The 898-nt window shown below is 59.8% G+C and carries 1 protein-coding gene; it reads left to right on the plus strand.

Features of this window, described 5'->3' with window-relative positions:
• Positions 1–143 precede the first annotated feature (143 nt).
• Positions 144–898: Holliday junction branch migration DNA helicase RuvB (gene ruvB, locus A3730_RS16480; protein WP_063538468.1), on the plus strand; the 755-nt coding region annotated here is incomplete at its 3' end.

Consider the following 898-nt stretch of genomic DNA (forward strand, 5'->3'; position numbering starts at 1 on the left):
TCCGCAAGGCGCTCAAAAGCCTGGCCCGCTAGCGCTGCACCCTGATATCGCCTTTCACTTTGTGATAACAGTAATAGCAGTTCGGTATCAGGGTGCGCTACGCTAGCCACATTCAACGATGTAGAGGCAAGCCCGCCGCAGGCATGGATAACGAACGAGTCATTACCGCGGCTGCGGTTGGCAGCCACGAAGAGCAACAGGACAGGGCCATTCGCCCGGCCAGCCTGGCGGATTATCACGGGCAGGCGAAAGTCAGCGAGCGCCTGGAAATCTTTNTTGATGCCGCGCGCGGCCGCGATGAAGCGCTCGACCATACCCTTATATTTGGCCCGCCGGGTCTCGGCAAGACGACCCTTGCGCACATTATTGCCCGTGAAATGGGCTGCGAACTCAAGTCCACATCCGGTCCGGTGTTGGAAAAAGCCGGAGATCTGGCGGCTATCCTGACCAATCTGGAAGAGGGCGACGTGCTGTTTGTGGATGAAATCCACCGCCTCTCTCCGGTGGTAGAGGAAATTCTCTACCCGGCCATGGAAGACTATCAGCTGGATATCATGATCGGTGAAGGCCCGGCCGCTCGCTCGATCAAGCTGGACCTGCCGCCGTTTACCCTGGTGGGGGCGACCACCCGCGCCGGTTTGCTCACCGCTCCATTGCGCGATCGCTTCGGCATTGTGCAACGCCTCGAATTCTATTCCGTGGATGACCTGTCCGACATTGTCAGCCGCGCCTGCGACATCCTGGCCATCCCCATTGAAAAGGCGGGAGCCATGGAAGTGGCACGCCGGGCCCGGGGAACCCCCCGTATTGCCAATCGCCTGTTGCGTCGAGTGCGTGATTACGCCGAAGTGAAAGGCGATGGCCGCATTACCGAAGACATCGCTCAGCGGGCTCTGGA

This window comes from Alcanivorax sp. HI0044 (assembly GCF_001634945.1).